This is a genomic window from Ligilactobacillus equi DSM 15833 = JCM 10991 (assembly GCF_001435735.1).
Taxonomy (GTDB): domain Bacteria; phylum Bacillota; class Bacilli; order Lactobacillales; family Lactobacillaceae; genus Ligilactobacillus; species Ligilactobacillus equi.
The window spans coordinates 1-633 of record NZ_AZFH01000176.1; the positions used below are offsets into that span (position 1 = coordinate 1).

1 pseudogene is annotated in these 633 nt (G+C 34.3%); it reads left to right on the plus strand.

Annotation, left to right across the window (positions count from 1 at the left end):
• Positions 1 to 633: pseudogene (locus FC36_RS12235) on the plus strand (hypothetical protein); the annotation flags it as partial.

Below are 633 nucleotides of genomic sequence, written 5' to 3' on the forward strand. Positions count from 1 at the left end.
AGTCAACAATCCGCTTGGATGATTGTTTATGATGCAACTACCAATCGTGAAATTAAACGTCAACAATATAATACTGTTGAACGTGCCGATGTAAAACGTGCTTACCCAACGATTTACAATGCCAAATATAGTGGCTTTAACTTAAATATTGATTTATCAAGCTATAATTTAGTCAACCATACCATCCAATTAGTGGCACGTTATTCCAATGATGCACGTAACGGGGAGGGTCAAAGAACAGACCGTTGGTCTAATTCATTTAAGCCTTTTGAAAATGTTAGCTATGTAGATAATTTTTCTATCGATAAAAATTTACTTCATGTGAGTGGTTGGCATGCGAGTGATTATTCAAACTCTAGACGAGACCAATATATCATTTTATTCGATAATACTCGTGGACATGAAATTGCTCGGGTTAAGGTTGGTAACACCACAAATGTTGCAACAGCGAAAAGAATAATAAGAAGTGATGTAAGAAAAGCATATCCAACAATTACTAATGCTGAAGTTAGCGGTTATGATGTTATTTTTAATCTTTCTAAACTTAATTATATTGGTGGTAATCAAATTTCAATTGTTTCACGTTATGTCGGAAAAAATACGGAAGATACTAGTACGGATGTTTGGTCTGCA